At 67.1% G+C, this 24615-nt stretch carries 24 protein-coding genes and 2 tRNA genes; 6 read left to right on the forward strand and 20 right to left on the reverse strand.

Translation table 11 applies throughout. From position 1 onward, the window contains the following. Positions 1 to 69 precede the first annotated feature (69 nt). Entirely contained in the window at positions 70 to 942 is an 873-nt protein-coding gene (locus tag FHR66_RS07500; RefSeq protein WP_237475423.1) for a TauD/TfdA dioxygenase family protein, read from the reverse strand. Between the two features lie 716 nt (positions 943 to 1658). On the opposite strand from FHR66_RS07500, the gene FHR66_RS07505 reads away from it, so the two are divergent. Continuing rightward, positions 1659 to 2111, forward strand: coding sequence for a hypothetical protein (locus FHR66_RS07505; RefSeq protein WP_167087624.1), 453 nt, complete (start codon positions 1659 to 1661; stop codon positions 2109 to 2111). A 134-nt stretch (positions 2112 to 2245) separates the two neighbouring features. Here FHR66_RS07505 and FHR66_RS07510 read toward each other — a convergent pair whose 3' ends face one another. The 5 genes from FHR66_RS07510 to FHR66_RS07530 all read right to left on the reverse strand — a co-directional run bounded on the left by FHR66_RS07510 (position 2246) and on the right by FHR66_RS07530 (position 8560). Next, a complete protein-coding gene (locus FHR66_RS07510; protein WP_237475424.1) occupies positions 2246 to 2833 on the reverse strand; it encodes a hypothetical protein in 588 nt (195 codons plus the stop codon). Between the two features lie 879 nt (positions 2834 to 3712). Next, a complete protein-coding gene (locus FHR66_RS07515) occupies positions 3713 to 3883 on the reverse strand; it encodes a CsbD family protein (protein ID WP_160969582.1) in 171 nt (56 codons plus the stop codon). Positions 3884 to 4179: 296 nt separating this feature from the next. Continuing rightward, positions 4180 to 4731 carry a CPBP family intramembrane glutamic endopeptidase gene (locus tag FHR66_RS07520; RefSeq protein WP_202394922.1) on the reverse strand — a complete coding sequence of 184 codons (552 nt, stop codon included), beginning with the start codon at positions 4729 to 4731 and terminating at the stop codon, positions 4180 to 4182. A 751-nt stretch (positions 4732 to 5482) separates the two neighbouring features. Further along, the gene (gene glgX / locus FHR66_RS07525) at positions 5483 to 7621 is read right to left on the reverse strand and encodes a glycogen debranching protein GlgX (RefSeq protein WP_160969584.1); all 2139 of its coding nucleotides are present in this window, start codon (positions 7619 to 7621) and stop codon (positions 5483 to 5485) included. A gap of 237 nt (positions 7622 to 7858) precedes the next feature. Next, a complete protein-coding gene (locus tag FHR66_RS07530) occupies positions 7859 to 8560 on the reverse strand; it encodes a pirin family protein (RefSeq protein WP_160969586.1) in 702 nt (233 codons plus the stop codon). Positions 8561 to 8710: 150 nt separating this feature from the next. On the opposite strand from FHR66_RS07530, the gene FHR66_RS07535 reads away from it, so the two are divergent. The 3 genes from FHR66_RS07535 to FHR66_RS07545 all read left to right on the forward strand — a co-directional run bounded on the left by FHR66_RS07535 (position 8711) and on the right by FHR66_RS07545 (position 12154). Then, complete coding sequence (locus FHR66_RS07535) at positions 8711 to 9646, forward strand: LysR substrate-binding domain-containing protein (RefSeq protein ID WP_160969588.1); 936 nt, start codon at positions 8711 to 8713, stop codon at positions 9644 to 9646. A gap of 352 nt (positions 9647 to 9998) precedes the next feature. Next, positions 9999 to 10988: a DedA family protein/thiosulfate sulfurtransferase GlpE gene (locus tag FHR66_RS07540; RefSeq protein ID WP_160969590.1), complete on the forward strand. Its 990-nt coding sequence runs from the start codon at positions 9999 to 10001 to the stop codon at positions 10986 to 10988. A 371-nt stretch (positions 10989 to 11359) separates the two neighbouring features. Continuing rightward, the gene (locus FHR66_RS07545) at positions 11360 to 12154 is read left to right on the forward strand and encodes an SDR family NAD(P)-dependent oxidoreductase (protein ID WP_160969592.1); all 795 of its coding nucleotides are present in this window, start codon (positions 11360 to 11362) and stop codon (positions 12152 to 12154) included. A 222-nt stretch (positions 12155 to 12376) separates the two neighbouring features. Here the strand turns inward: FHR66_RS07545 and FHR66_RS07550 are convergent. The 9 genes from FHR66_RS07550 to FHR66_RS07590 form a co-directional block, all read right to left on the reverse strand. Beyond that, a tRNA-Arg gene (locus FHR66_RS07550) sits at positions 12377 to 12453 on the reverse strand. A gap of 170 nt (positions 12454 to 12623) precedes the next feature. Then, positions 12624 to 12700 (reverse strand) — tRNA-Arg (locus FHR66_RS07555). A 62-nt stretch (positions 12701 to 12762) separates the two neighbouring features. Continuing rightward, on the reverse strand, positions 12763 to 13626 hold the full coding sequence (locus tag FHR66_RS07560; protein WP_160969594.1) for an alpha/beta hydrolase family protein: 864 nt from the start codon (positions 13624 to 13626) through the stop codon (positions 12763 to 12765). Next, on the reverse strand, positions 13626 to 14435 hold the full coding sequence (gene thiD / locus FHR66_RS07565; protein ID WP_160969596.1) for a bifunctional hydroxymethylpyrimidine kinase/phosphomethylpyrimidine kinase: 810 nt from the start codon (positions 14433 to 14435) through the stop codon (positions 13626 to 13628). Before thiD ends, FHR66_RS07560 begins: the two co-directional genes overlap by 1 nt. A 46-nt stretch (positions 14436 to 14481) precedes the next feature. Next, complete coding sequence (locus tag FHR66_RS07570) at positions 14482 to 15150, reverse strand: YoaK family protein (protein ID WP_160969598.1); 669 nt, start codon at positions 15148 to 15150, stop codon at positions 14482 to 14484. Between the two features lie 87 nt (positions 15151 to 15237). Beyond that, positions 15238 to 15690, reverse strand: coding sequence for a hypothetical protein (locus FHR66_RS07575; protein WP_184647261.1), 453 nt, complete (start codon positions 15688 to 15690; stop codon positions 15238 to 15240). Positions 15691 to 15731: 41 nt separating this feature from the next. Continuing rightward, positions 15732 to 17132 (reverse strand): PhoH family protein, encoded by a 1401-nt coding sequence (locus tag FHR66_RS07580; RefSeq protein ID WP_160969602.1) that lies wholly within the window; start codon positions 17130 to 17132, stop codon positions 15732 to 15734. Between the two features lie 82 nt (positions 17133 to 17214). Continuing rightward, positions 17215 to 17694: a peroxiredoxin gene (locus tag FHR66_RS07585; RefSeq protein WP_010343914.1), complete on the reverse strand. Its 480-nt coding sequence runs from the start codon at positions 17692 to 17694 to the stop codon at positions 17215 to 17217. 61 nt (positions 17695 to 17755) lie between these two features. After that, positions 17756 to 18331 carry a glycine cleavage system protein R gene (locus FHR66_RS07590; protein WP_087943489.1) on the reverse strand — a complete coding sequence of 192 codons (576 nt, stop codon included), beginning with the start codon at positions 18329 to 18331 and terminating at the stop codon, positions 17756 to 17758. A gap of 166 nt (positions 18332 to 18497) precedes the next feature. Between FHR66_RS07590 and dapA the strand changes: the two genes are divergently transcribed. Further along, complete coding sequence (dapA, locus tag FHR66_RS07595; protein WP_160969604.1) at positions 18498 to 19406, forward strand: 4-hydroxy-tetrahydrodipicolinate synthase; 909 nt, start codon at positions 18498 to 18500, stop codon at positions 19404 to 19406. Between the two features lie 17 nt (positions 19407 to 19423). Beyond that, complete coding sequence (locus FHR66_RS07600; RefSeq protein WP_048489026.1) at positions 19424 to 19948, forward strand: hypothetical protein; 525 nt, start codon at positions 19424 to 19426, stop codon at positions 19946 to 19948. Between the two features lie 463 nt (positions 19949 to 20411). Here FHR66_RS07600 and fdxA read toward each other — a convergent pair whose 3' ends face one another. The 5 genes from fdxA to FHR66_RS07625 all read right to left on the reverse strand — a co-directional run bounded on the left by fdxA (position 20412) and on the right by FHR66_RS07625 (position 24420). Beyond that, positions 20412 to 20735 carry a ferredoxin FdxA gene (gene fdxA / locus FHR66_RS07605; protein WP_017909525.1) on the reverse strand — a complete coding sequence of 108 codons (324 nt, stop codon included), beginning with the start codon at positions 20733 to 20735 and terminating at the stop codon, positions 20412 to 20414. Positions 20736 to 20827: 92 nt separating this feature from the next. Then, the gene (locus FHR66_RS07610) at positions 20828 to 21727 is read right to left on the reverse strand and encodes a 2-dehydro-3-deoxygalactonokinase (protein ID WP_160969606.1); all 900 of its coding nucleotides are present in this window, start codon (positions 21725 to 21727) and stop codon (positions 20828 to 20830) included. Then, positions 21724 to 22647, reverse strand: coding sequence for an SMP-30/gluconolactonase/LRE family protein (locus FHR66_RS07615; protein WP_160969608.1), 924 nt, complete (start codon positions 22645 to 22647; stop codon positions 21724 to 21726). Before FHR66_RS07615 ends, FHR66_RS07610 begins: the two co-directional genes overlap by 4 nt. 4 nt (positions 22648 to 22651) lie before the next feature. Continuing rightward, entirely contained in the window at positions 22652 to 23803 is a 1152-nt protein-coding gene (gene dgoD / locus FHR66_RS07620; RefSeq protein WP_160946586.1) for a galactonate dehydratase, read from the reverse strand. Next, entirely contained in the window at positions 23800 to 24420 is a 621-nt protein-coding gene (locus FHR66_RS07625; RefSeq protein ID WP_160969610.1) for a 2-dehydro-3-deoxy-6-phosphogalactonate aldolase, read from the reverse strand. The genes dgoD and FHR66_RS07625 overlap by 4 nt, the downstream gene beginning before the upstream one ends. Positions 24421 to 24615 lie beyond the last annotated feature (195 nt).

Below are 24615 nucleotides of genomic sequence, written 5' to 3' on the forward strand. Positions count from 1 at the left end.
CACGTTCCGGCGGTCGTGGTGCCGCCGGAATGCGCGATCCAGTCGGGATCTGTCAGGGCCGGGTCCGCACTACTGGGGCGACTGCAGCATCTTTCCAGCGGGGCGGACGACGTACTCCCCATCAGGATGGAACTTCACGGCCTTGAGGAAGCGGATTCCCTGATATGCCTCTCTACGATGGACAAGCTGCATGTTGTCGTAGAGCAGCACGTCTCCCTGCTTCCATGGGTGTGAGTAGATGTTTTCTGGCTTCAGAATCTTCTCGAGAAGATACGCGGCCTTCTTGTCGCTATCTGCGATGCTTTCGCCGTCGGGTCCAATGAACTGGCGAGTGTTTTCGCTGATGTAGATGAACTCGTTTCCAGTGAACGGGTTGGTTTCAACCACCGGATGTGCCACGATGCTTGCGGCTTGCCGTGTCGACCAGAGTTTGCGTAGTTCGGACAGTTCGCTTGGGTCGATATCGAGATTGTCCACCGCGGTCGTCGCAAAACTTGTGGCGCCCTCGTTGTCGGTGGGAATCAGGCAATACAGCATGGCGATCGATGCGGGAGCTTCCCTGAATTCCTGGTCGGAGTGCCACACGTCGGTGGAGTCCGCTGCGAACCCGAGTGCAGAACCGTCGGGTTTCTTCAGGTTGGTAAGGTAGGCGATACTATCGGAAGGGCTGTTGAACGCCTTGGGAGGCGCTTCGATCTTGCCCGACCCAAGGCGTCGCGAAAAATGGATCAGATGGTGGTCTTCGAGAACCTGATCGCGGAAGATGAGCAGGCCGTGCACCGCAAGCAACTTCCGTATCTCGACGATGTCCTGGTCGGACGCCGACTTTATGTTGTAGTGCTGCAGTTCCTTGCCGTAGCGCGCCTGTCCCGGCAGCGAGTCGCCTTGATGGCCAAGCGCTTGGCGGCGCGAGATCTCTTCTACGGAGATATCAGAAAGCATTTGCAACCCTCCTTAGCTGGTGTTGGGATACTGCCTGTTGTTGATCGGTTCTCGCCTGCGTCGAGTCGAACGCTGTCCAACATGTGTTGGATCTGCATAGTGTCTTGGGAACGTCAGGAAAAAGCGCCTCCCCGGAAGCATCTCGATACTAGAGGATGGCGTCTAGGCAATCGTTAAATCGCTGCAGATGTCTACGATCGCATGCCCGGCAAGTTAATCGTGGCCACAAGCTATCGCGATGGCGAGGCACACCGTCAAGCGCTTCATGCCGCTGCCGTACGCGTCGCAAGTGAATGCCGCGACCATGTTTGCTGGTTCGCAGGAGCCAGTTCACTGTGCCGTTATCAGCAGTAGAGGTCGGTACGCTGGGTCGCAACGCAGAAGCGGTGTCGCATCGTGCGGGAGCAGCCTGAAGCGGACAAACGTCCTGCGATGATCGATGTTGAAGCTCAGCAGTTCAAAGTCGTTGCGGTAGGCATGAAGCAGGGTGTTCCTACCATTGGTTTCGCTGGTGCGTATAGCCATCGCCGTAGCTTCCTGGCAATCGAGCCTCGCTGGCGTGGTTCTTCTTTGCCAATGGGTAGTGTGGAGGACGCGTCCAAGAACAGTCCTGCACTAACAATCCTGCAGAAGCGGGTGCGAATCTTTGTTTCTCTTTCCCATTACGGGATGCACCGGGTGTCCGTCAACATCGGACTGCCCCTGCCGGCAGGGGCATGCGACCGAAGTGCCATTGGCGGGCGATCATAGTCTGCTTCCGGCACCTGGCATCAAAGAACGGCGGTCTCAGCAATCTTGAATGCCACTGTCGCGGCAACTCGAAAAATCCGCATGCGTTGGGCCGCGGCGTTTCGTTCTTGCGTTTATATAGAGGTGATGTCACACGGATCGGCTTCGTCATCACCTCGGTGCTGTGCCTTTGCCTGACAGGGCCAGCATCATCATCTTCCGAGCAGCCAACAGCAGCGCTGACATCTCTGCTGGAAGTAGATGGAACAGTCGAGAAGCTTGATGAAAAAAAAGGGTGTTTTCAAAACGTCAACTTCTCCGTTGCGGAGCCGGCACTGCATTTCGAAGATTTTAGTGTAGCCCCTGAGGCGATCTGTGTGGTCGCATCAATGCTGGATCGCTGTTCACGTCACCTTCGACATATGGACGGCATTCGGTAAAGATGAGGGTTTGCTTCGACGATCAAAGCCTCGGCACGCCAGAGCGACGCTCCAGGCGTGGCCCAGAATGACTAGCTCGGCGTCGTGATCGGATTGATCGATTTGACCCTGCATGACGTATCAAGCAGGATTGTTCAACTATCCGTGTTGAGCGTCATCATGATATGGATGATTATTTCATGTTCAAGTTGAAAGGAGATGCGCTTATTGCCCGCTTCATAATATAGCCAATGCTGACTGTTGCTGTCATCTGCCGTACCTTGGCCATACTTGCTGAGCAGCACGTTCTCCGTATCGCCGATCGTGATGCCTCTTGCTGTTTTGACCGAGGATGTGTTGATGGTTATCTGCGCGATCAGATAGCTATCGATGTCGCGCCGCTCTTCTTGCCAGAATAGGTTGGCCGTGTAGATTTCAAATCCGTTATATTGATGTTGGTAGTACTTGTAACTGATATCTCCGTCAGGCACATCGCCCACGAAATCTTCGCTGATTTGAGTGCCTGCCTGCTTTTTGGTCTGGTCACTCCATTTTTCTCCCAGGAAAAAAGAACGGTTATTGATTTTAACGCTAAAATCAGCTTCTGTTATTTTGGCGGGCGCTGCGAGAGTTGTTGCTGCAATGGCCATATTGGCCTGGGTGGCAGGAAGCAATAGGGCAAGCAGAAGTGATGCTATTCTGGGAGAGGTAATAATGTTGATAAATGTTTTATTTAAATTCATGAGGTGGCAAGAAGACTCGCAGTGGAAAGCGCTCTAACATTATCGGCTGTCGAGTCGTGCCAAGCAACGCGTAGCGGCGTCCATCGTGAAGGCGCTTGCCATTGGCTACCGTCTTCGCAGCTGCGTCACGTCAGCGGCAAACCCTGCTCAATGGCGTAACGATTGGTGCATCGTAGTCGACACCCGTGCCTGGAATGCATCGCGGCGATCGGCGCCTGCATCGACATCGCGTCACTGCCCAAGCCGCGTGCTGCTTGGAGAGCGAAGGACTGCACCTGGATATGGTCGCGGCGCTGCGCAGCCCAGCAATGACGTGGAAGGCGAGCCGGTGACACGTGTCGCTCAACGCCGCCAAGGCCATTCGGGGCATGGGCCGTTGCCAGCTTTCCGCAGTGCATGGCGAATTGGTAACCGATGCGGATAAATAAATGCACGCTGCCAGCGCGCGCGGGGCTTTGACAGCATGGAGTAGATCCGCTTCGCTTGGGCTGAATTGCGGCGGTTCAGCGTAGCCACACCGTCTCTGCTATATCGGCGCCTGTTAGTCCGAGAGTACGACGTACTTCTTCCGTACACAGTGACCTACGCGCAGTACTCGCATGGTTATCGATGTGCTCCAAGAGCTCCGTAGCGTCAAGCAACTTCAGGGCATGCTGGTGTGTGATCGACATGCGTGCTGTTGAGCGGAGGTGGCGACACGCCTGATGAACGCGGCAACGCATTTCGATACTGAGTTCGACTCGCGGTCCATGCTAGTGGGCTATACGAATCCGGAGAGTCGAAGGCATCGGATGAGTTCGCAGATCAGCGAGGTGGCATGTAGGCCGCTCCCAGAAGCTCCCCAGCCTTGCAAGGCGGGGGAGCACGAACGCCTGGAACTTAGCCGCGCGCGTTGTCGCGCGCCTTGCCCACTTCGCTCTGCACCTTGCCGGCGTTCTTTTGCATCTTGCCTTCGACTTCCTTCATCTTGTTGCCGGTCACCTTGCCGGCGACTTCCTTGACGGTGCCCTTGATCTGGTTCTTGGCGCCTTCGGTACGATTCTTGTCCATCGTTGACTCCGCAGTAGGGATGCCCTCAAGTGGGCATCTCCAAACTGCGCGCCGGCTGGTAGCGCTCGAGTGAAAGTCGAGCGGGCGCGCACGCATCGTTTAGGCGGCGGAAGGGTTGCGCCCCCATGCCCGCGCTATTCATCGAGCTTGTCATTGCGCATTCCCTGCGCTGGCGTGCTCCAGCGCCTTGTAATGTGGGCACGAGCACAGTGACGCGATCTTTCGTTTCCCGCTAGAAACGAAGCCATCCGTCAGCATCGGCAGGCCGATCGATGGCCTGCGCCAGCGCTGTGCACTCAATACCGGCCGAGATACAGCGTGATCACGCCCCAGGTGTCGATCAGGCCGTGCGCGAGAATCATTGCCCACAGGTTGCGCCTGGAACGCAGATAGGCGTACCCGAACAGCAGGCCGACCACGCCGGTCAGCAGGATGCCGGAAGCGCCCTGGGCGGCGTGCATCAAGCCGAACACCACGCCGCCGGCCAGCGCGGCAATCCAGCGGCCGCCGCGTATCCGCCCCAGCAGGGCATCGAGTTGATGCATGAGGAAGGCGCGGAACACCAGCTCTTCGCCGAGCGCTGCGCTCAGCCATGCCGCGCCGATCAGATGGGTCGTGGCCTGGACGTTGCCTTTGAGCGCGCCGTAGGCACTGTAGTCGGTCTTGTTTCCGGTGATGGTGTCGATCAGCGGTTGCAGCACCGGCGTGATGAAGCCGGCGGTCAGCAACACCAGTAGCGCGGTCCAGCCGATCACGGACACCAGGCGAGGGCGCGCCACGCCGCAGGCCATGCGCGAGCGCGTTTCGATCCATACCAGCGCGAGGCCGAGCAGGCCGACCACCGGCATTCGCCACGGGAACGGCAGCCACGGGTAGGACGCCAAGGAGAGGACCGCGACGCTCAGTGCGATGCGCAGCAGCGGGTGGCGCATGAAGGCCATGCTGGAAGCAGGGTGGAGAGTGCGTTGGGTCGAGTCGTGCATGCCGGATGTGGAAGCGAGTGAGCGCTCAGCGTAGCGAGCCGGCGTCATCGAATACCGTGCCGAAGGCCATGCAGGCCAGTTACACCTGCATGACGACGTCACCGGCGTAGCGTGATGCAAGCTCGCATCTCATCGGCACCGGGATGTTGCCACGGCTGGCACTTGCGCAAGCACAGATAGAAGTGAGAGGCGGATCGCGCTTCTCCAGCAGTTCCGTAAGGGCCGCAGCAGGTGACCGTCGCGGTTTGCGATACGCCTTCAGATCAGAAGGATCGCCGCCTGCCGGGTCCGCAAGCAGCCGCCGCAACAGCGCAGTGGCGCTGTGAGGCGCTGCGGCCTCATCGAAGTGGTCGACGTCTCTATTGCATGCGTGAGGCAGGCACGGCGATCAGGCAAGGTATTCACGCGCTGCCAGCAATTCGCACGCGTGCAGAACGTCTCTACGCGTCACTTGCCTTGCGTCTACCGACGGCGAGCGTGAGCGTGTGGTGTGCGCGCAGGTCGCAGCGTGAGGCCGGAGCACCGCCGGGCCGAGCTTGCCTTACGCTTCTCGCCGCCAGCATCGCATCCTGGCGGCGAGAAGTGACACGGGAACGGCGCGCTCAGCGGCCTGCAATCACGCAGACGCTGACGTCTGGCACTCGAACACGCTCACGCTGCGCGGCGGCGCCAGGAACTCGCTCGCGCCGGCCGGCATGCTGTCGACTTGCAGCGCGTCGTCGGTGGACAGCACCAGCTTCCAGTGCAGTTCCTCTTCCGACGAGGGCAGCACGAAGCTCACGCCCTCGTGGTAGGCATTGATGACGATCAGCAGGGTGTCGTCGTTGGCCAGCTCCTTGACGCCCGAGGTCTGGGCCTTGCCTTCCAGTAGCAGGCCGACCGAGCGCGCGCCGGCGTCGGTCCAGTGCGCATCGTCCATTTCGGTGCCGCCGGGGTTGAGCCAGGTCAGGTCTCGCACGCCCGCATCTTCGTTGTACTGGCCGTTGAGGAAGCGGCCGCGGGTCAGGATGCGATAGCGTCGGCGCAGGGCAGTAACCGCCTTGACGAACTCGGTGAGGCGTCCTTCGGTCGGGTCGCGCTCCCAGTCGATCCAGGTGATCTCGTTGTCCTGGCAGTAGGTGTTGTTGTTGCCGCCCTGGGTCTGCGCGCGCTCGTCGCCGGCCAGCAGCATCGGCGTGCCCTGGGCCAGCAGCAGCGTCGCCAGCAGGTTCTTCATCTGCCGCTCGCGCAACTGCAGGATGTCGGCATCGTCGGTCTCGCCTTCGGCGCCGTAGTTGCAGGAGCTGTCATGGTCGGAGCCGTCGCGGTTGTCTTCGCCGTTGGCCGCGTTGTGCTTCTCGTTGTAGCTGACCAGGTCGTGCAGTGTGAAGCCGTCGTGCGCGGTGATGAAGTTCACCGAGGCCCACGGCCGGCGCCCGCGGCGATCGAACAGATCGGCCGAGCCGGTGAAGCGGGTGGCGAATTCGGCGAGCTTGCCCTCGTCGCCTTTCCAGAAGGCGCGTGCGTTGTCGCGGAACTTGTCGTTCCATTCCGACCAGCCCGGCGGGAAGTGGCCGACCTGGTAGCCGCCCGGGCCGCAGTCCCAGGGTTCGGCGATGAGCTTGACCTGCGACAGCAGCGGGTCCTGGTTGCAGGCGTCGAGGAAACCGCCGCGCTGGTCGAAGCCGGTGGGTTCGCGGCCGAGGATGGTGGCCAGGTCGAAGCGGAAGCCGTCCACGTGCATCTCGCCGGCCCAGTAGCGCAGCGAGTCGTTGACGAACTGGATCACCCGCGAGTTGCTCAGGTTGAGCGTGTTGCCGGTGCCGGTGTCGTTGATGTAGTAGCGCTTGTCCTCGGCCAGCCGGTAGTAGCTGGCGTTGTCGATGCCACGGAAGGACAGGGTGGGGCCCAGTTCGCTGCCTTCGGCGGTGTGGTTGTAGACTACGTCGAGGATCACTTCCAGGCCCTGGCGGTGCAGCGCCTTGACCATGTCGCGGAACTCGTCGCGGTGGCCGCTGACCAGGTAGCGCGACTTGATCGCGAAGAAGCCGAGTGTGTTGTAGCCCCAGTAGTTGCGCAGGTCCTTGTCGAGCAGATGCTGATCGTCGAGGTAGGCGTGCACCGGCAGCAGTTCCACTGCGCTGACGCCCAGTTCCTTGATGTAGCGCAGCACCGGTTCCTGTGCCAGTCCCGCGCAGGTGCCGCGCAGCGCTTCCGGTACCTGCGGGTGGCGCATGGTGTAGCCGCGCACGTGGGTCTCGTAGACCAGGGTCTCGTTCCACGGCGTCAGCAGGCGCTCGTCGTCCTCCCAGTCGTAGGTATCTTCCACGACCACGCACTTGGGCATGAACGGCGCGCTGTCGCGCTCGTCGAAGCTGAGGTCGCCGTCCGCATGGCCGACGGTGTAGCCGTACAGTTCGTCGGCCCAGATCAGGTCGCCCTCGAGTTCGCGTGCGTACGGGTCGAGCAGCAGCTTGTTGGGATTGAAGCGGTGGCCTTCGCTGGGCGCATAGGGGCCGTGCACGCGATAGCCGTAGCGCTGGCCGGGCTTCACGTCGGGCAGATAGCCGTGCCAGATTTCGTTGGTGTATTCGGGCAGGTCCAGGCGCGTCTCGGCGCCGGCATCGTCGAACAGGCACAGCTCCACGCGGGTGGCGTGCGCCGAGAACAAGGCGAAGTTGGTGCCCTGACCGTCGAACACGGCGCCGCGGGGGAAGGGACGCCCTTCGCGGATGCGCGAGGGAGTGGCATAGGCGGCGCTGGTGGGGTGGCGCATCGGGCAGGCTCTCGGCCGGAACGCCGGCAGTAGGGGAGGGAGAGCGGAAGCATGGCCGCGAAGGCCGTGCAGGACGCGTTACGGGGCGCCGAGGGTGGCGTGAGGACATGGGCGGCACGAGGTGCAGCCGATGCAGGAATGACCCAGCGACGCCATGGCGCAGCTGGGCAGGCAGACGGCGCGAGACCATCGCGGCCCGGTCCGATACGGCCCCGGGCACGACCTGGCCTGGCGCGCTTAGCGCGGCAGGTCGAACAGCAGGAACTCGCTGTCCTTGGCATCGGCGAACTGCAGGCTCGCCTCGTCGATCGCCTGGAGCGCGTCGCCGGCCTGCAGGGTCTGGCCGTTGACGCTCAGCGTGCCGCGCACCACCTGTACGTAGGCGCCGCGCCCGGCCGCCAGCGGGTAATCCAGGCGCGCATCGCCGTCGAGGATCGAGGCATAGATGCGCGCGTCCTGGTGGATGCGCACCGCGCCGTCCTCGCCCTGCGGAGCGGCGATCAGGCGCAGCTGGCCGCGCTTGCTGTCCGGCGCGAAGTGCTTTTCCTCGTAGCCCGGATCGATCCCGGCGCGTTCGGGCATCACCCAGATCTGCAGAAAATGCACCGGTTCACTGGCGGAGTGGTTGAACTCGCTGTGGGTGACCCCGGAGCCGGCGCTCATGCGCTGCACGTCGCCGTAGCGCAGCACCGAGCCGTTGCCCATGCTGTCCTTGTGCTCCAGCGCGCCCTCGACCACGTAGGACAGGATCTCCATGTCGCGATGGGCGTGGGTGCCGAAGCCCTGACCCGGCTGCACGCGGTCTTCGTTGATCACCCGCAGCGGCCCGAAGCCCATGTGGCGCGGGTCGTGGTAGTGGCCGAAGGAGAAGGTGTGGCGCGAGGACAGCCAGCCGTGTTCGGCGCGGCCACGGGTGTTGGCGGGGCGGATCTGCAGCATGGGAGGCTCCTTGGTGGCGTTGATATGCAAGTGGATCGAAAGGGCTGAATTGGCGCGATTTGGCGTGCGCTTCGGCTTGGAAACAAGTATCCGCGCTGTCGCCGGGTTTGAAAAACGGATAGATTCGGCATCCATCATCGAAAAATTCGAATGCTCAAGCTCAGCCTCGACGCCCTGCAGATCCTCGACGCCATCGACCGCCGCGGCTCGTTCTCGGCCGCCGGCAAGGCCCTGCACAAGGTGCCGTCGACCATCTCCTACACGGTCGCCAAGCTCGAGGAGGATCTGGGCGTGCAACTGTTCGAGCGCCTAGGGCCGAAGGCGGTGCCGACCGCCGCGGGCGCCGAACTGCTGCGCGAAGGCCGGCATCTGCTGCGCGCGGCCGGCGATCTGGAATTGCGCGTGCGCCGCGTCGCCTCCGGCTGGGAGACCGAGTTCGCGCTGGGTCTGGATGCGGTGTTCGCGCCGGAATGCCTGGCGCAGGACATGGCGGCGTTCTACGCAGTCGCCGACCAGACCCGGCTGAGGGTGGTGCAGGAATCGCTGTCCGGCACCTGGGAGGCGCTGCTGGACCGGCGGGTGGATCTGCTGGTCGGTGCGGCCGGCGAAGGCCCCAGCGGCGGCGGTTACGTGGCCGAGCCCCTGGGCACGCTGCCGTTCGTGTTCGCGGTCGCGCCCGGGCACCCGCTGGCGCAGGCCCCGGAGCCGCTCAGCCGCAGCCAGTTGAGCGCGCATCGCGCGATCGCGGTGGCGGATTCGGCGCGGCGCCTGTTGCCGCGCACGGTCGGGCTGCTGTTCGGCCAGGACGCGCTGACCGTGCCGGACATGCGCAGCAAGTATCGGCTGCAGCTGGCCGGGCTCGGCTTCGGCTTCCTGCCCGAGCCCTACGCGCGTGCGGCGCTGGCGCGCGGCACGCTGGTGCGCAAGGCGGTGGAGGAGCCGAAGCCGGACGAGGTGTTCCAGCTGGCCTGGCGCAGCGGCGAGGAGGGCGCGGCGCTGGCCTGGTGGCGCGCGCGCATGCGCCAACCGGGCGTGTTCGCGGCGTGGCTGGCGCAGATGGCGGCGCGGCTGGACGAGGGCGTGTGAGCTTCGTCGGCCTGCACGCGGCGGCTCGGTAACGCGTTGAGACTGCGTTGCGTGCCGTGCTCCGGCGGTCCAGCCTGAGCGCGGTGTCTGCCTTGTCTCAATGCCGCGGGCGCTTTCTCTGCGTTCGGTGTCCGTCGCTCCGCAGGCGCCGCGCACTCGGGTTGGCGCCGGCCAAGGCGGCGCCTCGTAATCCCGCCAGCGCGGACGGCCAGCGCCTCTGGCCTCATGCGTGGCGCACGCTCCAGCGCGGCGATGGATGGGTCTGTTCCGCCGGTGACGCCGTGGCGCCCGCGCACCTGGCGGATGCCGGGAGGATAATGCGCGGCATCCTCCTCTCTCCACCCGGCAAGCCATGCAGGAATTGATTGCGCGCTATGGTCTGGGGCTGGTCTTCGTCAACGTCCTGGCCCTGTCGCTGGGCCTGCCGGTGCCGGCGCTGCCAACGCTGATCCTGGTCGGTGCGACCTATGCGCTGCTCGACGGGTCGGCGATGTGGACTGCGCTGCTGGGCGCCTTGTCGGTGTCGATCGCGGCCAGCCTGCTTGGCGACCTGCTGTGGTTCGGCGCCGGCCGCCGCTACGGCAACCGCACGCTGCAGTCGCTGTGCCGGCTGTCGCTGTCGCGCGACACCTGCATGAAGCGTACCGAGCGCTTCTATGCGCGCTGGGGCGTGCGCGTGCTGGCGGTGGCCAAGTTCGTGCCCGGCCTGTCGATGGTGTCGGTGCCGATGGCCGGCGCGATGCGTGTGCGCGCCGGGGCCTTCCTGCGCTACGACGCGCTGGGCGCGGCGCTGTGGGCGGGCGGCGGCTTGTTGCTGGGCCTGTGCTTCGCCGACCAGGTGCAGGACCTGCTGGATTGGCTGAGCCTGCTCGGCAGGCGCGCGGCGCTGCTGCTGGTCGGCCTGCTGGCGCTGTACGTCGGCTATCGCGCCTGGCGCCGGCACACGCTGCACAAGGCGATGGAGACCCTGCGCATCGACGTCGACGAACTGCATGCGCTGCTGCAGAGCGAGACGCCGCCACTGCTGCTGGACATTCGCGCACCGGGCTACCGCACGCTGGAGCCGTATGCCATTCCCGGCGCGCAGGAAGTGGACGATCGTCAGGTCGATGCGCTCGTCGCACGCTTGCCGCGCGATCGACGGATCGTCATCTACTGCGCCTGTCCCAACGAGGTGTCGGCCGCGGTGCTGGCCAAGCGCCTGCGCCAGCACGACTTCGAGGACGTGCTGCCGCTACGCGGTGGCCTGGATGCGTGGCGTGCGGCGGGTCATCCGGTGATCGTGCTGGACGCTGCGGCTGCAGTGGCGCCGTCGTCGAAGGGCACTACGATCGTGGCGTGAGTCGGCGTGCCGGGAATGTCATGCGTGTCGATGGCGCCTACGGACGCACAGGTCGCGCGTGCGCCCTGGCTAATGCGGACGAGTGCGTTCTCTGCAGGCGTGTGCGGGCGGCTGGGCAGGACCGGGCAAGTGATGTGGTCACGCGCTCGATTCTTTTGCCTGCGTCGCCTGCACCTCGCTGATGCGGCAACCCGCTGCAACGGGTGAGGTTTACATCGCTGCGTTCACGTGTCGTTCCTTGCCTTGCGATTGGATGCGCACATGATGCAGTCGACGGAACAACCGGCGCGGTCGGCGTGTGTCGGTGGTGCTCCCGCAGCGTGGGGCGCCGAAGCGGATCCTCATCCTCATCTTCGTGCATGGAGACAGTCATGAACATCGATCTATCCGGTAAAACCGCCCTCGTCACCGGCTCGACCGCCGGCATCGGCTTCGGGATCGCCAAGGGCTTGGCCGCGGCGGGTGCCGAGGTCGCGCTGAACGGTCGCGACGAGGCCCGCACCGAGGCCGCGGTTGCTGCCCTCAAGCGCGACGTCGCCACTGCCCGCGTGCGTGCCGTGGTGGGCGACGTGGCCACTGCGGCCGGCTGCGACGCGATCGTCGCGGCGCTTCCTGCAGTCGATATCCTGGTCAACAACGCCGGCATTTTCGGGATGCAGGACTTCTTCGAGACGCCCGACGCGGAATGGGAGCGCTTCCTCGCCGTCAACGTGATGTCCGGCGTGCGTCTTTCCCGAGCGTATCTGCCGGGGATGGCCGACAAGGGCTGGGGGCGTGTGCTCTTCGTCTCGTCGGAGTCCGGACTCAACATCCCGGTCGAGATGATTCACTACGGGGTGACCAAGACCGCCGATCTCGCCCTGTCGCGTGGGCTGGCCAAGCGCATGGCCGGCACTGGCGTTACCGTGAATGCCATCCTGCCGGGGCCGACGCTGACCGAAGGCGTCGCCGCCATGTTGTCCGACCAGGTGCAACAGTCCGGCAAGCCGCTGGACGAGGTCGCCGCCGACTTCGTCAAGGCGCACCGCGCCAGCTCGATCATCCGCCGTGCCGCCACGGTGGAGGAGGTTGCCAATCTCTGTGTCTACGTCGCTTCGCCGCAGGCGTCTGCGACCACTGGTGCGGCGTTGCGCGTCGATGGCGGCGTGGTGGACACCATCGCCTGAGTCAGCCGGGGGCCTCGGCACTCGTGCAGGTGAGGCCGAGGCGGTGTGTGTCCGCCTCGTCGCCTTGGTTGATCGTCTGTAATGCGAACGCCTGTACGCGGGCACCGTGATCGGCAGCATCGTCATGCTGCGGAGGAGCCGCTCGTCCTTGCGCGAGGCCTGCAATCGCCAACGCGCAGGCAAAAAAAACGACAAGCGCTGGCTTGTCGTTTTTGATCTGACTGGTGCGCCCGGAGAGATTCGAACTCCCGACCGCCTGGTTCGTAGCCAGGTACTCTATCCAACTGAGCTACGGGCGCGTTGTCAGGCGCGGGATTATTCACGACTTGCGGCGATTCGTCTACACCTGCGTGTCGTCGGCATGACGGTCGTGGGCGAGTGCGCCGCTGTGGGCTGCTTCGATGCGACCGGATCGCCGCGGCAGGGCAAAAAAAAACGACAAGCGGTGGCTTGTCGTTTTTCATCTGACTGGTGCGCCCGGAGAGATTCGAACTCCCGACCGCCTGGTTCGTAGCCAGGTACTCTATCCAACTGAGCTACGGGCGCGTCGTCAGGAGCGGAATTATGCGGGAGTCGATCTGGCCCGTCAATGCTCTTTCCGAAAAATTTCACTGATCGGCCAGCAGCGCCGCGGCCACGGCGGCGGGGCGCTTCATCCAGGCGAAATGATCGGCGGCCGCGCCCAGCTGCGCCGCGTCCAGGCAGTGGATCTGCGCGGCCGGCGTGGCCAGCTTGTCCAGCAAGCCGCGCAGCGAGGATTGCGGCGCCAGCCAGTCGTCCTGCAGCACGACGCCATGCACCGGCAGCGTCAGTTGCGCCAACTGCGCTTCCAGGTCGGTGGCCATGCCGGCCGCAGCGTAGCGGCCACTGCGGCCCACGCGCGCCCAGTCGGCGATCAGGCCGCGCGCTTCGGTGCCGCCGAAGCCCAGGCGGCGGCCGTGCAGCACGCCTTGGCGCTGCGCCAGCCACGGCAGCAGGCGGTAGGCCAGCGGCAGCAGATAGCCGCGCGGTGCGGGAAAACGGCGCCAGTACGGCGTGCCGCTGGCGACCAACCACAACGCAGCGAACGCCTGCGGTTGCAGGCTGGCGTAGCAGCAGGCGAGCTGTCCGCCGAGGCTGTGGCCGCCGCCGACCAGCGGCGCCGCGATCCCGCACCCGGCGATCGCCGCCTGGCTGGCGGGCAGATCCAGTTGCAGCAGGGCGCGATAGCCCCAGTCGCAGCGCCGCGACGGCCGCAGCGTGCTGCTGCCGTTGCCGCGCCATTCGTGCAGGAACACCGCGACCCCGTGTGCGGCCAGCGCTTCGGCGAACGGCAGGTAGTGACGCGCGGCCACACCCAGCGCCGGCAGCCAAAGCAGCGCCTGCCGCGGCGCATCGGGAATGCGCGCCAGCAAGGTCCAGCGATGGCCGTCGGCCGCGGCGACGGGCAGGGCGTGCTCGGCGACCGCAGCACCAATGGGGGCGGCGCTCATCATGGGCCGCGCGCCGCGCCGAAATGGTCCAGCACCGCCACGTCGCTGCGGCCGGGCCGGTAGCTGCCACGCAGTGCGCGCGCCACGTAGTCGATCGCCGCTTCGCAGGCGGCCGGCAGGGCCAGGCCCTGGCACAGCTGTGCGGCGATCGCTGCGGCGAGGGTGCAGCCGGTGCCGTGTGCGTCCAGCGCCAGTCGCGCATGGCTGAATTCGCTGCGGCTGACGCCGTCGTCGTAGCGGTCGATCACCCGCTGGCCTTCCTGCAGGTGGCCGCCCTTGAGCAGCACCGCTTGCGCGCCGGCTTCGAGCAGCGCCGCGGTGGCGTGCTCGGCGTCGTCGGCGTTGTGGATCGGGCGGCCGAGCAGCAACTGCGCTTCCGGCACGTTCGGCGTCACCAGCGTCGCCAGCGGCAACAGGCGGCCGCGCAGCGCGTCCAGGGCGTCGTCCTGCAGCAGCTTGGCGCCGCTGGTGGCCACCATCACCGGGTCCAGCACCACCCAGGGCGGGCGATATTCTTCCAGCGCGTCGGCGACCAGGTGGATCACCTCGGCGTTGGCGAGCATGCCGAGCTTGACCGCGGCGATGTCGAAGTCGGCGAAGCAGGCGTCGATCTGCGCGCGCAGGAACGACAGCGGCGGCACGTGCACCGCGGTGACGCCGCGGGTGTGCTGGGCGGTCAGCGCGGCGGCCGCCGCCAGCCCGTGCACACGGTGCGCGGCGAAGGTCTTGAGATCGGCCTGGAGGCCGGCGCCACCGCCGGAATCGGTGCCGGCGATACTCAGTGCGGAGACGACGGTGGGTTCGCTCATGCGCCGATTGTGCAGGGCTGGCGCGGGTTATGCACTCGGCGTGCCCTCAGCGCTCGCGGCTGCGGTAATGCGCCTGCAGCGCATACAAGGTGCCGACCGTGCCGGTCAGCAGGGCAGGGCCGAGCAGTGCGTCGAAGCCGACATGGCGGTAGGCCCAGGCGCCGAGCACGCCGCCGCACAGGAAGCCGCCGATGATCAGCAGGCTCAGGCGGATGCGCCGGCGCGGCAGAGGCAGGCCGCGCAGCGCCTGGCCCAGGCCGATGCCCAGGTCGGTGAACATGCCGGTGAGGTGGGTGGTGCGCACCACCGCGCCGCTGTAGATGGTGGTGGTGGCGTTCTGCAGGCCGCAGGCGATCGCGGCGAGCACGGCGCCGGCGAGTTGCTGCTGCTTGAACGCCTGCATCGCCGCCAGCAGCAGCAGCGCCTCCAGCGCCAACGCCACGCCGTAGCGGCGGCCCAGGCGCAGGCGGCTGTCCTGCACGATGAAGCCGCCGAGCATCGATCCGCCGAGGAAGGCCAGGACCACGCCGGCCAGTTGCGCGATCGCGCGTGCGTCGCCGTCGGCCAGCGCTGCGCCGAGCAGGGTGGTGGTGCCGGTGAGGTGGGTGACCGCCTGATGTTCGAAGCCCAGATAGCCGACCACGTTGACCATGCCGGCGACGGCGGCCAGCGCCCCAGCGAAGGCCCAGGCCCAGCGTGGCAGTTCCAGGTTCATGCCGCGCGCAGGGCAGCCGCGGCGCGGCGGCCGCGGGATGCGCACGCTCCAGCGTGCCGCCCGCACTGGCGCCTGCCTGCAGCCACCTCAGCGTGCGCCGTTGAGCGCGATCTCGGAAAAGCGTTCGCTGGCCGGGTCGTAGACCGCGCCCCAGAAACGGCTGCCGCCGCCGCAGGCCTTTACCGCGTCGACCGTGGGGTCGCGCTCGCTGTTGTCGTCCGGCGCGAAGGCGTTGACGTAGATCGCCTGCTTGCCGCGGTACAGGATGCCGACGTATTGGCGATCGGACGCGGTGGGGTCGGCGATCTGCGGCTGCAGTTGCGCCAGGTGCGCCTCCAGTTGCGCGATCTGCTCCGGGGTCGGGATCCAGTAGCCGGCGACGTCGCCGTCGTGGCGCGCCGGGCTGTCACGCGAGCAGGTGTCGAGCACCTGCGCCGCGGTGCTGTTGCGGGTGACGATCCACGACTGCCCGGCCTTGACCGCGGTCGGCACCGTGGCGGCGGGCCCGCGCGCGGTGGCGCAGGCGCCGAGCAGGGCCATGGCCAGCGCCGCGCCGGCCAGGCGCACGCCGGCCGCCGCGTTCACAGCACCTCCGAGGCGTAGTCGGCCAGGCGCGAACGCTCGCCGCGGCGCAGGGTGATGTGCGCGCTGTGCGGCCAGGCCTTGAAGCGATCCACCGCGTAGGTCAGGCCGGAGGTGGTCTCGGTCAGGTACGGTGTGTCGATCTGTTCGACGTTGCCCAGGCACACGATCTTGGTGCCGGGGCCGGCACGGGTGATCAGCGTCTTCATCTGCTTCGGGGTCAGGTTCTGCGCTTCGTCCAGGATCAGGTAGCGCGACAGGAAAGTGCGCCCGCGCATGAAGTTCATCGAGCGGATCTTGATGCGGCTGGCGAGCAGATCGTTGGTGGCCTGGCGGCCCCAGGTGCCGCCTTCCTGGGTGTGGGTGAGCACTTCCAGGTTGTCGGTGAGCGCGCCCATCCACGGCGTCATCTTCTCTTCCTCGGTGCCGGGCAGGAAGCCGATGTCCTCGCCGACGCTGACCGTGGCGCGGGTCATGATGATCTCGCGGTAGCGCTGCTGGTCCATGGTCTGCGCCAGGCCCGCGGCCAGCGCCAGCAGGGTCTTGCCGGTGCCGGCGGTGCCAAGCAGGGTGACGAAGTCGATTTCCGGGTCCATCAGCGCGTTGAGCGCGAAGTTCTGCTCGCGGTTGCGCGCGGCGATGCCCCACACTGCGTGCTGGCCGCTGCGGAAGTCGTCGACCAGCGCCAGCGTCGCCTTGCGCTCGGCGCTGACCTTGACCACGCGCAGTTCCACTTCGTCTTCGCCGGGCAGGTACAGGTACTGGTTCGGGTACCAGTCCTCGTCGGCGGCCAGGGCGATCTCGTAGCAGGTGCGGCCCTTGTCGCTCCAACTGCGCAGGTCCTGGTTGTGCTTCTGCCAGAAATCCTCCGGCAGCTCGATCGCGCCGGTGTAGAGCAGGCTGAAATCGTCGAGCGCGCGGTCGTTCTCGTAATCCTCGGCGACCAGGCCGCTGATCGCCGCCTTGATCCGCAGGTTGATGTCCTTGGACACCAGGATCACCGGAATTTCCGGCTGTTCCTCGCGCAGCGCCAGCACCGCGGCCAGGATCTTGTTGTCCGGGGCGACGCTGCCGAAGCTGCGCCCGGGCTCGACCGGACGGATCTGGAAATACAGCCGGCCGATGCTGCCGGTGCTCTTGAGCTGGATGCCCTGCGGATGGCTGAGCGGAATGCCGGATTCGATCTGCTCGGCGCCGGCGCCCTCGATCAGTTCGTTGAGGAAACGGCTGACCTGGCGCGCGTTGCGGCTGACTTCGGACATGCCCTTCTTGGCATTGTCCAGTTCCTCGATCACCTGCATCGGCAGGAACACGTCGTGTTCCTCGAACTTGAACAGCGCGGTCGGATCGTGCATCAGCACGTTGGTATCCAGCACGTAGATGCGCTTGCCTCGGGTCATCATGGATTCCTGGAAGAGGAGCAGGGACGAACCATCGCTGCCTGCGGGGCAGGGCGATGCGGGGTGCGGGAAACGGCAGTGATCACTGCTTGGCGGCGGCCTGCAGCGCGTCGAGCACGGCCTGGGCGTGGCCGGGAACCTTGACCTTGCGCCAGCTGCGGACCAGTTGGCCGGTCGGCGAGAGCAGGAAGGTGCTGCGCTCGATGCCCAGCACCTGGCGGCCGTACATGTTCTTTTCCTTGATCACGTCGAAGGCGCGGCACAGCGCCTCGTCGGCATCGCTGATCAGCGGGAAGCGGAAGCCCTGCTTGGCGCAGAAGTTGTCGTGCGACTTCACCGAGTCGCGCGACACGCCCAGCACGGTGGCGCCGGCCTGTTCGAACTGCGGCAGCAGCGCGTTGAATTCGATGCCCTCGGTGGTGCAGCCGGGCGTGCTGTCCTTCGGATAGAAATACAGCACCAGCCAGCGGCCGGCGTAATCGCCGAGCGTGGCGCTGGCGCCGCCGGACAGCGCCAGCGGCAAGGCCAGCGTGCTGCGGTCCAGGGTGTCGCCGTCCTTCATGGGGTGTCCTCCGCGTGCATCGCCATCATCTGCGTTCGATTGCGTCGGTGTCCAGCACGGCTCAGAACTTCATCGGATCCATGATCGCGTCCAGGTTGAGGTGGTCGCAGAACTCGAGGAAGTCGTCGCGGAGCGCGGCGATGTGCATGTTCGCCGGCACCCCGATCGTCACCTGCGCCGAGAACATCTCCGCGCCGGTCTGCATGGCGCGGTAGCGCGTGCTCTGCAGGTTCTCGATGGTGATGCCCTGGCGGTCGAAGAAATCGGCCAGCTGGAACAGGATGCCCGGTTTGTCGGCGGCGATGACCTCGACGATGTACGGCAGCAGGTTGGACTGCGCCTGCTTGGCGCCGGTGCGGTACCACACCAGCTTCATGCCTTCCTCGCGGTCGAGGCGGGTGAGCATGGCTTCGAGCTTGGCCACCGAGTCCCAGGAGCCGGTCGCCAGCGCGGTCACCGACACGTCGCGGCCGACCGTGGCCAGGCGCGCATCGACGAGATTGCAGCCGCTGTCGGCGATACGACGCGTCACCGGCAACAAGGGCGACTCCGGATGCGTCGTGTAGGCGTTGATCAGGAGGTGGTTTTCGGTCGGCGCGGGCCGGGGCGTGGTGTCGGTCAAAGGGGCTTCCGGCATTGCGTAAGGCTGAACGGCATCCGGGCGGTCGCCCGGCACGGTGTGCAGCATACTTGCCCGCGCTTTCGGGCCGCAAGTAACATGCGGGGCGACCCTGCCCCGCGTGCGGGGCCGATCCGTCCGCGCAGCCTGCGCGGCCCTCCTCTCCCAGCGAGCACCCGGCATCTTGTCCCTCTCCGGCATCATCACCGCCCTGGCCACGCCCTTTGAGGGCAATGGCGACCTCGACCTCGACGCCTGGCAGCTGCTGCTCAAACGCCAGCTCGACGGCGGTGTGCAGGGGTTGGTGGTGGCCGGATCGACCGGCGAGGCGGCCACGCTGCTGGACGCCGAATACGACCGGATCCTGCGCGAGGCGGTGCAGACGATCGGCGGGCGCGTCCCGGTGCTGGCCGGGACCGGCCTGTCCGGCACCGCCAAGACCGTGGCGCTGACCCGCCGCGCCGCCGCCAACGGCGCGCAGTACGCGCTGGTGGTGACGCCGCCGTACGTGCGCCCGACCCAGGCCGGGCTGATCGCGCATTACACCGAGGTCGCCGAGCAGGGTGGCCTGCCGGTGATGCTGTACAACGTGCCCGGCCGCACCGGCTGCGACCTGCTGCCGCAGACCGTGGCGCAGCTGGCGCAGCACCCGAACATCGTCGGCATCAAGGACGCCAGCAGCGACCCGCAGCGCATCGCCGCGCTCGCGGCCCTGCGCAGCGAGCACTTCGCCGTGTTCAGCGGCGACGACGGCAGCGCCGCGCAGGCGATGCTGGCCGGCTACGACGGACTGATCTCGGTCGCCTCCAATGCCTTGCCGCGCGCCTACCGGCGCCTGTGCGACCTGGCGCGCGCCCGCCAGGCCGAGCCCGCGCAGGCCTGGGACGCGCGGCTGCAGCCGTTCCATGCCTTCTGCGGCATCGAATCCAACCCGATTCCGGTCAAGGCGCTGCTGCAGCGTGCCGGGATCGGCCAGGGCCTGCGGCTGCCGCTGCTGCCGCTGTCCGCGGCGCACCACGCCACGGCCGACCGACTTGCCGCCGACGCTGTCGCGTTGGAAGACCTATCCAGCCGCGAAACGCTCGCGGCCTGACTCCAGGAGATTGATTGATGCGTGCTTCCGTTCCCTACGTCCGCGTGCTGTCGGCCGCCGTGCTGGCGACCACCCTGGTCGCGGCCACCAGCGGTTGCAGCTGGTTCCACAAGGGCAAGCCGCGCGGCGACTATGCGCTGGCGCCCGACATGCGCCCGCTGGAAGTGCCGCCGGATCTGACCTCGCCCGATACCTCGGCGGCGATGAAGGTGCCGGCGCTGGCCTCGGCGCAGCGTCCTGCGGCCCCGGCCGGCCAGGCGCCGGCGGCGTCGAACAGCGGCTTCGTGGTGCCGGGCGCGCGCGACCAGGTGTTCGGCCAGGTCGGCGACGCGCTGGGCGGCATCGAAGGCGTCACCATCGCCAGCCGCGCGCAGCTGCTGGGTTCCTACGACGTGGCCTACGAAGGCAGCAACTTCCTGGTCCGCGTGGTAGCGGTGGATGCCGGCGTGTACGTCTCGGCGGTAGACCCGCGCGGCCTGCCGGCCACCGGCGAAGCGCCGGTCAAGCTGATCGCGGCGCTGAAGGCCAAGCTGGGTCACTGAGCCGGTACGGGTCCGGCGCGTGCGCCGGATCTGTTGCAGAACGCGAAACGGGCGCCGCAGTGCGCCCGTTTTCGTTCGGCGAGAACACGGCGCGGTTTCTTTGCAGATGCAAGGGGCGGCTTTAGCCGGGATGGGCTTGATCGGGATGTCCGTCGCGGCTGATCCAGAAAAGGGGACAAGCGCCATTCCTTGCTTCAGCGCGACGCTGCGCGCCGTACCCTCAACCCAACCCCTCTCCCGGAGGGAGAGGGGCTCGCGCTTCTCCCTTCTCCCTCTGGGAGAAGGTGCCCCGCAGGGGCGGATGAGGGTCGGGCGAAGCCTCGCGTCCTACGAGGGTGTAACCACCCCCGTGCCCGGTCGAGCGGCGGCAACGCGAGTTGTCAGAGGCGCCCTGAAGTCGCAGCTTGTCTCTACGGTTTTGTACGGTCTGGCGGGCGGCGCCTGGGCGGAATCCGCGGCGCGGTTACTTCTGCAGCAGCGGCAGCTTGTTCGGCTTGCCGTCCCACTCGGCGGCGTCGGGCAGCGGTTCCTGGCGCGTGGTCAGCACCGGCCAGGCCTTGGCCAGTTCCGCGTTGAGCGCGACGAAACCTTCCTGGCCGGCCGGCACGTCGTCCTCGGGATAGATGGCGTTGGCCGGGCATTCCGGCTCGCACAGGGTGCAGTCGATGCACTCGTCCGGATCGATCACCAGGAAGTTCGGGCCGGCGTGGAAGCAATCCACGGGGCACACTTCCACGCAGTCGGTGTATTTGCACTTGATGCAGTTTTCGGTGACGACGAAAGGCATGGCTCGATCCGGCGATTAACCCGGTAATTCTAATGCAAAGCGGCTGTCACCGCCGTGTGTGGGCCGGCTGGGGGCGGCGCGCGACGTGCGGCTCAGCCGGCGAGACCGCCGTGCTGCCGCGCAAGGCGATACAGGCCGCGCGCAGCCAGATCTTCCGGATGGGTGCGCACGCTGCTGCCGAGTGCGGCCAATGCATGCGCATAGCGCGCCAGCAGGCCGCTGCCGCCAACCAGGTGCACCACCGGCGGCAAGGTGGCGTGGGCGCGCAGTTCGTGGCCGATCAGCAGCCCGGACAGGTAGGAGGGCGCCGCGGCGCCGCTCAGGCGGTCGAACAGGCCCAGGCTGCGCACGCCGAACAGATGGTGCAGCAGGCCGCCGGGATCGCCGCTGCGCTGCACGCCGGCATCGAACGCGGCCGCGTCGAAGGCGCCGTCGTTGGCGTCCATCAACCGCGCCAGCAGGCTGTGCGTGCGCAGCAGCGCGTACAGTTCGCCGGTCATCAGCGTCGCCACCGAGGCGATGCGCCCGTCCTGCAACGTCACCCACTTGCTGTGGGTGCCGGGCAGGCAGACGTGGTGGATGTCGGCCGCATGCGGTTCCTGTGCGAGCAATGCGAGCAGGCCGATCAGTTGGGTCTCCTCGCCGCGCATCACGTCCGGCACGGCATCGGCATCGCTGGCCACGCCGGGCACGAACCACAGGGTACGGCCGGGCAGGGCCGGGTCCTGCAGCGGCTGCATCGCCGCGGCCAGCGCGGCGGCGTCGGCCGGGCAGGGCGCGTATGGCAGTTCGATCCAACCGTTGCGGCTGCCGATCATCCCGCACAGGACGACATCGCCGTCCCAGCCGTCGATCAAGGTGGCCAGGGTCGCGGCGAAGCGGCCCTGGCAGGCGGCGATGCCCTGGGCGCTGCGGCGCTGTTCAAGGATGTTGCCCTCGGCATCGAGCCGATAGCCGCGCAGGCTGCTGGTGCCCCAGTCGACGACGATCATGCGCTGGCGATGCGTCCTTCGGGCAGGCCGGCGATACCGACTTCAGCCACGAACACGCCGCCGGCCTGCGGCGTGCGCGCCAGTTCGTCGTCGGTGTGGTCCTGCCGCGAGGTGCTTAGGAACAGGGTGCCGCCATCGGTACCGCCCAGGGCGGGGCAAGTGGGATGCTTGACCGGCAGGGCGACGCTGCGCTCGACGCTGCCGTCGGGGCGATAGCGCACCACGCGCCAGGCGCGCCATTGCGCGTTCCACAGGTGGCCTTCGGCGTCGACGATGGCGCCGTCCGGCTCGGCATCGGGGTGATCCAGTTCGGCGAATACGCGGCTGTTGGCGGTGTGCGCGGTGTCCGGGTCGTAGTCGCAGCACAGGATGCGCGGCTGCACCGAGTCGCAGTAGTACAGGGTGCGGCCGTCGGCGCTGAAACAGATCGCGTTGGGGATGGCCACGCCCGGCAGCGGCAGGCGGCGCAGACCGTGGCGTGCCGACCATTGATAGAAGCTGCCGACCGGCGCCTGGTCGTCGCGTTCGCTCATGGTGCCGAACACGAAGTTGCCGTGGCGGTCGGCGCGGCCATCGTTGCTGCGGGTGTCGTCGCGCTCCGGCTCCACGTCCGCCAGGTGCTGCAGCGGCAGCGCGCTGTCGCCTTCGGCGGCGGCGTCCGGATCGGCGGCGTACACGCCCTTGGCCAGCGCCAGCAGCAGGCGGCCGTCGTCGAACAGGCCCAGGCAGCCGGGGCGGTCGGGCAGGTCCCAATGGCGGCTGGCGTTGCTGGCGGGATCGTGGCGCCACAGGCGGCGGCCGCTGATGTCGACCCAGAACAGCATGCCGCGGCGCTCGCACCACAGCATGCCTTCGCCATGCTCACAGCGGCTGTCCACCGCCAGGGTGGCGGTGTGGCGGGGCGGAATGGAAACGTTCATCGGCTCACCACTCGGCGATGCTGCCGTCGGCGTGACGCCAGATGGGGTTGTGCCAGTCGGGTGGGTTGGCGTTGGCATGGCGCAGGCGCTCCTCATCGATCTCGACGCCGAGGCCCGGTTTGGGCAGGGCGGCGATGCTGCCGCCATTGTCGCAGGCGAAGTCGTCCTTGTTGAGCACGTAGTCGAGCAGGTCGGCGCCTTCGTTGTAGTGGATGCCGATGCTCTGTTCCTGCAGCACCGCGTTGTGCGAGACGAAATCCACCTGCAGGCAGGCCGCCAGCGCCACCGGGCCGAGCGGGCAGTGCGGCGCCAGGCCGACCTCGTAGGCCTCGGCCATGCTGGCGATCTTCAGGCATTCGGTGATGCCGCCGGCGTGCGAGAGGTCCGGCTGCAGCAGCGACAGGCCGCCGGCCTGCAGCACCGGCTTGAAGTCGAAGCGCGAGAACATGCGCTCGCCGGCCGCCAGCGGGATGGGCGTGGACGCGGCCAGCCGCGGGTAGTACTCGGCCTGCTCGGGCAGCACCGGCTCCTCGACGAACAGCGGCTTGAACGGTTCCAGTTCGCGCAGCAGCACGCGCGCCATCGGTGCGGCCACGCGGCCGTGGAAGTCGATGCCGAAATCGATGGCGGTGCCGAACGCCTCGCGGATCTGCGCCACCTTGGCCACCGCCGCGTCCACCGCGCGCGGGCCGTCGATCAGCTTCATTTCCTCGGTGCCGTTGAACTTGAAGGTGTCGAAGCCGAGGTCGCGGTAGCCCTGGATCTGCGCGATGGTCGCCGCGGGACGGTCGCCGCCGACCCAGCGGTAGGTCTTCATGCGGTCGCGCACGCGCCCGCCCAGCAGTTCGTACACCGGCACGCCCAGCGCCTTGCCCTTGATGTCCCACAGCGCCTGGTCGATGCCGGCGATGGCGCTCATCAGGATCGGGCCGCCGCGGTAGAAACCGCCGCGGTAGAGCATCTGCCAGATATCGTTGATCCGCGCCGGGTCCTTGCCGATCAGGCTCTCGCCGAGTTCGCGCACCGCGGCCTCGACGCTGCGTGCGCGGCCTTCGATGACCGGCTCGCCCCAGCCGGTGATGCCTTCGTCGGTCTCGACCTTCAGGAACAGCCAGCGCGGCGCGGCGTGGTAGGTGGTGAGGCGGACGATCTTCATGCGCGGTCCAGATAGGCGTGGCGGAAGGCGGCGGCGTGCGCCTGGGTCTGGGTCAGCGGCTGGCCGGGGCGGTACAACTCGCCGCCGATGCCGGCGCCGATCGCGCCGGCGCTCAGGTAGTCGTGCAGGGTCTCGGTGTTGACGCCGCCGACCACGAACAGCGGCACCTGCGCCGGCAGCACCGCGCGCAGGGCGCGCACGTGGCCGGGGCCGTAGGTGGCGGCGGGGAACAGCTTGAGCATCTGCGCGCCGGCGTCCAGCGCATCGAACGCCTCGGTGGCAGTAGCGAAGCCGGCCACCACCTGCAGGCCGCGCGCCACCGCGTGGCGGATCACCGGCGGGCGCGTGTTGGGGGTGACGATGAAGCGCGCGCCCAGATCGGCCAGGGCGTCGACGTCGCCGATCTGCAGCACGGTGCCGCCGCCGATCCAGCAGCGCTGCCCGAACGCCTGCGCGGCCGGGCCGATGCTGTCGGCCCAGCGCGGCGAATTGAGCGGGATCTCGATCGCGTCGTAGCCGGCGTCGACCAGCGCCCCGACGTGCGCCAGCGCGTCCTCCGGGGTGAGGCCGCGCAGGATCGCGATCAGCGGGAGTCGGAACGGGGAAGCGGCGGACATCGGGGTACCTGGCGGAAGCGGCGTTGAAGGAGGCGCGCGGTCAGCGCGGTGCCGGGTGCGGCCTGGCGGCAAGGCCGCGGTCCGCGCACGCTGCATCGACGCTGGCGCGAACCCGGCTGAATCGGCCTGCCTGCGTTGGCATGGGCGGCGGCGACGCCAGCAGGGGCGCGATGGGCGGTAGCCTGCGCGCGTGAG

The organism is Xanthomonas sp. F4, from assembly GCF_011761895.1.

Excerpts from the sequence above, each read along its gene's own strand:
- FHR66_RS07500 (WP_237475423.1), bottom strand. The coding sequence starts at position 942 with ATGCTTTCTGATATCTCCGTAGAAGAGATCTCGCGCCGCCAAGCGCTT.
- FHR66_RS07505 (WP_167087624.1), top strand. The coding sequence starts at position 1,659 with ATGCGACCGAAGTGCCATTGGCGGGCGATCATAGTCTGCTTCCGGCAC.
- FHR66_RS07510 (WP_237475424.1), bottom strand. The coding sequence starts at position 2,833 with ATGAATTTAAATAAAACATTTATCAACATTATTACCTCTCCCAGAATA.
- FHR66_RS07515 (WP_160969582.1), bottom strand. The coding sequence starts at position 3,883 with ATGGACAAGAATCGTACCGAAGGCGCCAAGAACCAGATCAAGGGCACC.
- FHR66_RS07520 (WP_202394922.1), bottom strand. The coding sequence starts at position 4,731 with ATGCCGGTGGTCGGCCTGCTCGGCCTCGCGCTGGTATGGATCGAAACG.
- glgX (WP_160969584.1), bottom strand. The coding sequence starts at position 7,621 with ATGCGCCACCCCACCAGCGCCGCCTATGCCACTCCCTCGCGCATCCGC.
- FHR66_RS07530 (WP_160969586.1), bottom strand. The coding sequence starts at position 8,560 with ATGCTGCAGATCCGCCCCGCCAACACCCGTGGCCGCGCCGAACACGGC.
- FHR66_RS07535 (WP_160969588.1), top strand. The coding sequence starts at position 8,711 with ATGCTCAAGCTCAGCCTCGACGCCCTGCAGATCCTCGACGCCATCGAC.
- FHR66_RS07540 (WP_160969590.1), top strand. The coding sequence starts at position 9,999 with ATGCAGGAATTGATTGCGCGCTATGGTCTGGGGCTGGTCTTCGTCAAC.
- FHR66_RS07545 (WP_160969592.1), top strand. The coding sequence starts at position 11,360 with ATGAACATCGATCTATCCGGTAAAACCGCCCTCGTCACCGGCTCGACC.
- FHR66_RS07560 (WP_160969594.1), bottom strand. The coding sequence starts at position 13,626 with ATGAGCGCCGCCCCCATTGGTGCTGCGGTCGCCGAGCACGCCCTGCCC.
- thiD (WP_160969596.1), bottom strand. The coding sequence starts at position 14,435 with ATGAGCGAACCCACCGTCGTCTCCGCACTGAGTATCGCCGGCACCGAT.
- FHR66_RS07570 (WP_160969598.1), bottom strand. The coding sequence starts at position 15,150 with ATGAACCTGGAACTGCCACGCTGGGCCTGGGCCTTCGCTGGGGCGCTG.
- FHR66_RS07575 (WP_184647261.1), bottom strand. The coding sequence starts at position 15,690 with ATGGCCCTGCTCGGCGCCTGCGCCACCGCGCGCGGGCCCGCCGCCACG.
- FHR66_RS07580 (WP_160969602.1), bottom strand. The coding sequence starts at position 17,132 with ATGACCCGAGGCAAGCGCATCTACGTGCTGGATACCAACGTGCTGATG.
- FHR66_RS07585 (WP_010343914.1), bottom strand. The coding sequence starts at position 17,694 with ATGAAGGACGGCGACACCCTGGACCGCAGCACGCTGGCCTTGCCGCTG.
- FHR66_RS07590 (WP_087943489.1), bottom strand. The coding sequence starts at position 18,331 with ATGCCGGAAGCCCCTTTGACCGACACCACGCCCCGGCCCGCGCCGACC.
- FHR66_RS07600 (WP_048489026.1), top strand. The coding sequence starts at position 19,424 with ATGCGTGCTTCCGTTCCCTACGTCCGCGTGCTGTCGGCCGCCGTGCTG.
- fdxA (WP_017909525.1), bottom strand. The coding sequence starts at position 20,735 with ATGCCTTTCGTCGTCACCGAAAACTGCATCAAGTGCAAATACACCGAC.
- FHR66_RS07610 (WP_160969606.1), bottom strand. The coding sequence starts at position 21,727 with ATGATCGTCGTCGACTGGGGCACCAGCAGCCTGCGCGGCTATCGGCTC.
- FHR66_RS07615 (WP_160969608.1), bottom strand. The coding sequence starts at position 22,647 with ATGAACGTTTCCATTCCGCCCCGCCACACCGCCACCCTGGCGGTGGAC.
- dgoD (WP_160946586.1), bottom strand. The coding sequence starts at position 23,803 with ATGAAGATCGTCCGCCTCACCACCTACCACGCCGCGCCGCGCTGGCTG.
- FHR66_RS07625 (WP_160969610.1), bottom strand. The coding sequence starts at position 24,420 with ATGTCCGCCGCTTCCCCGTTCCGACTCCCGCTGATCGCGATCCTGCGC.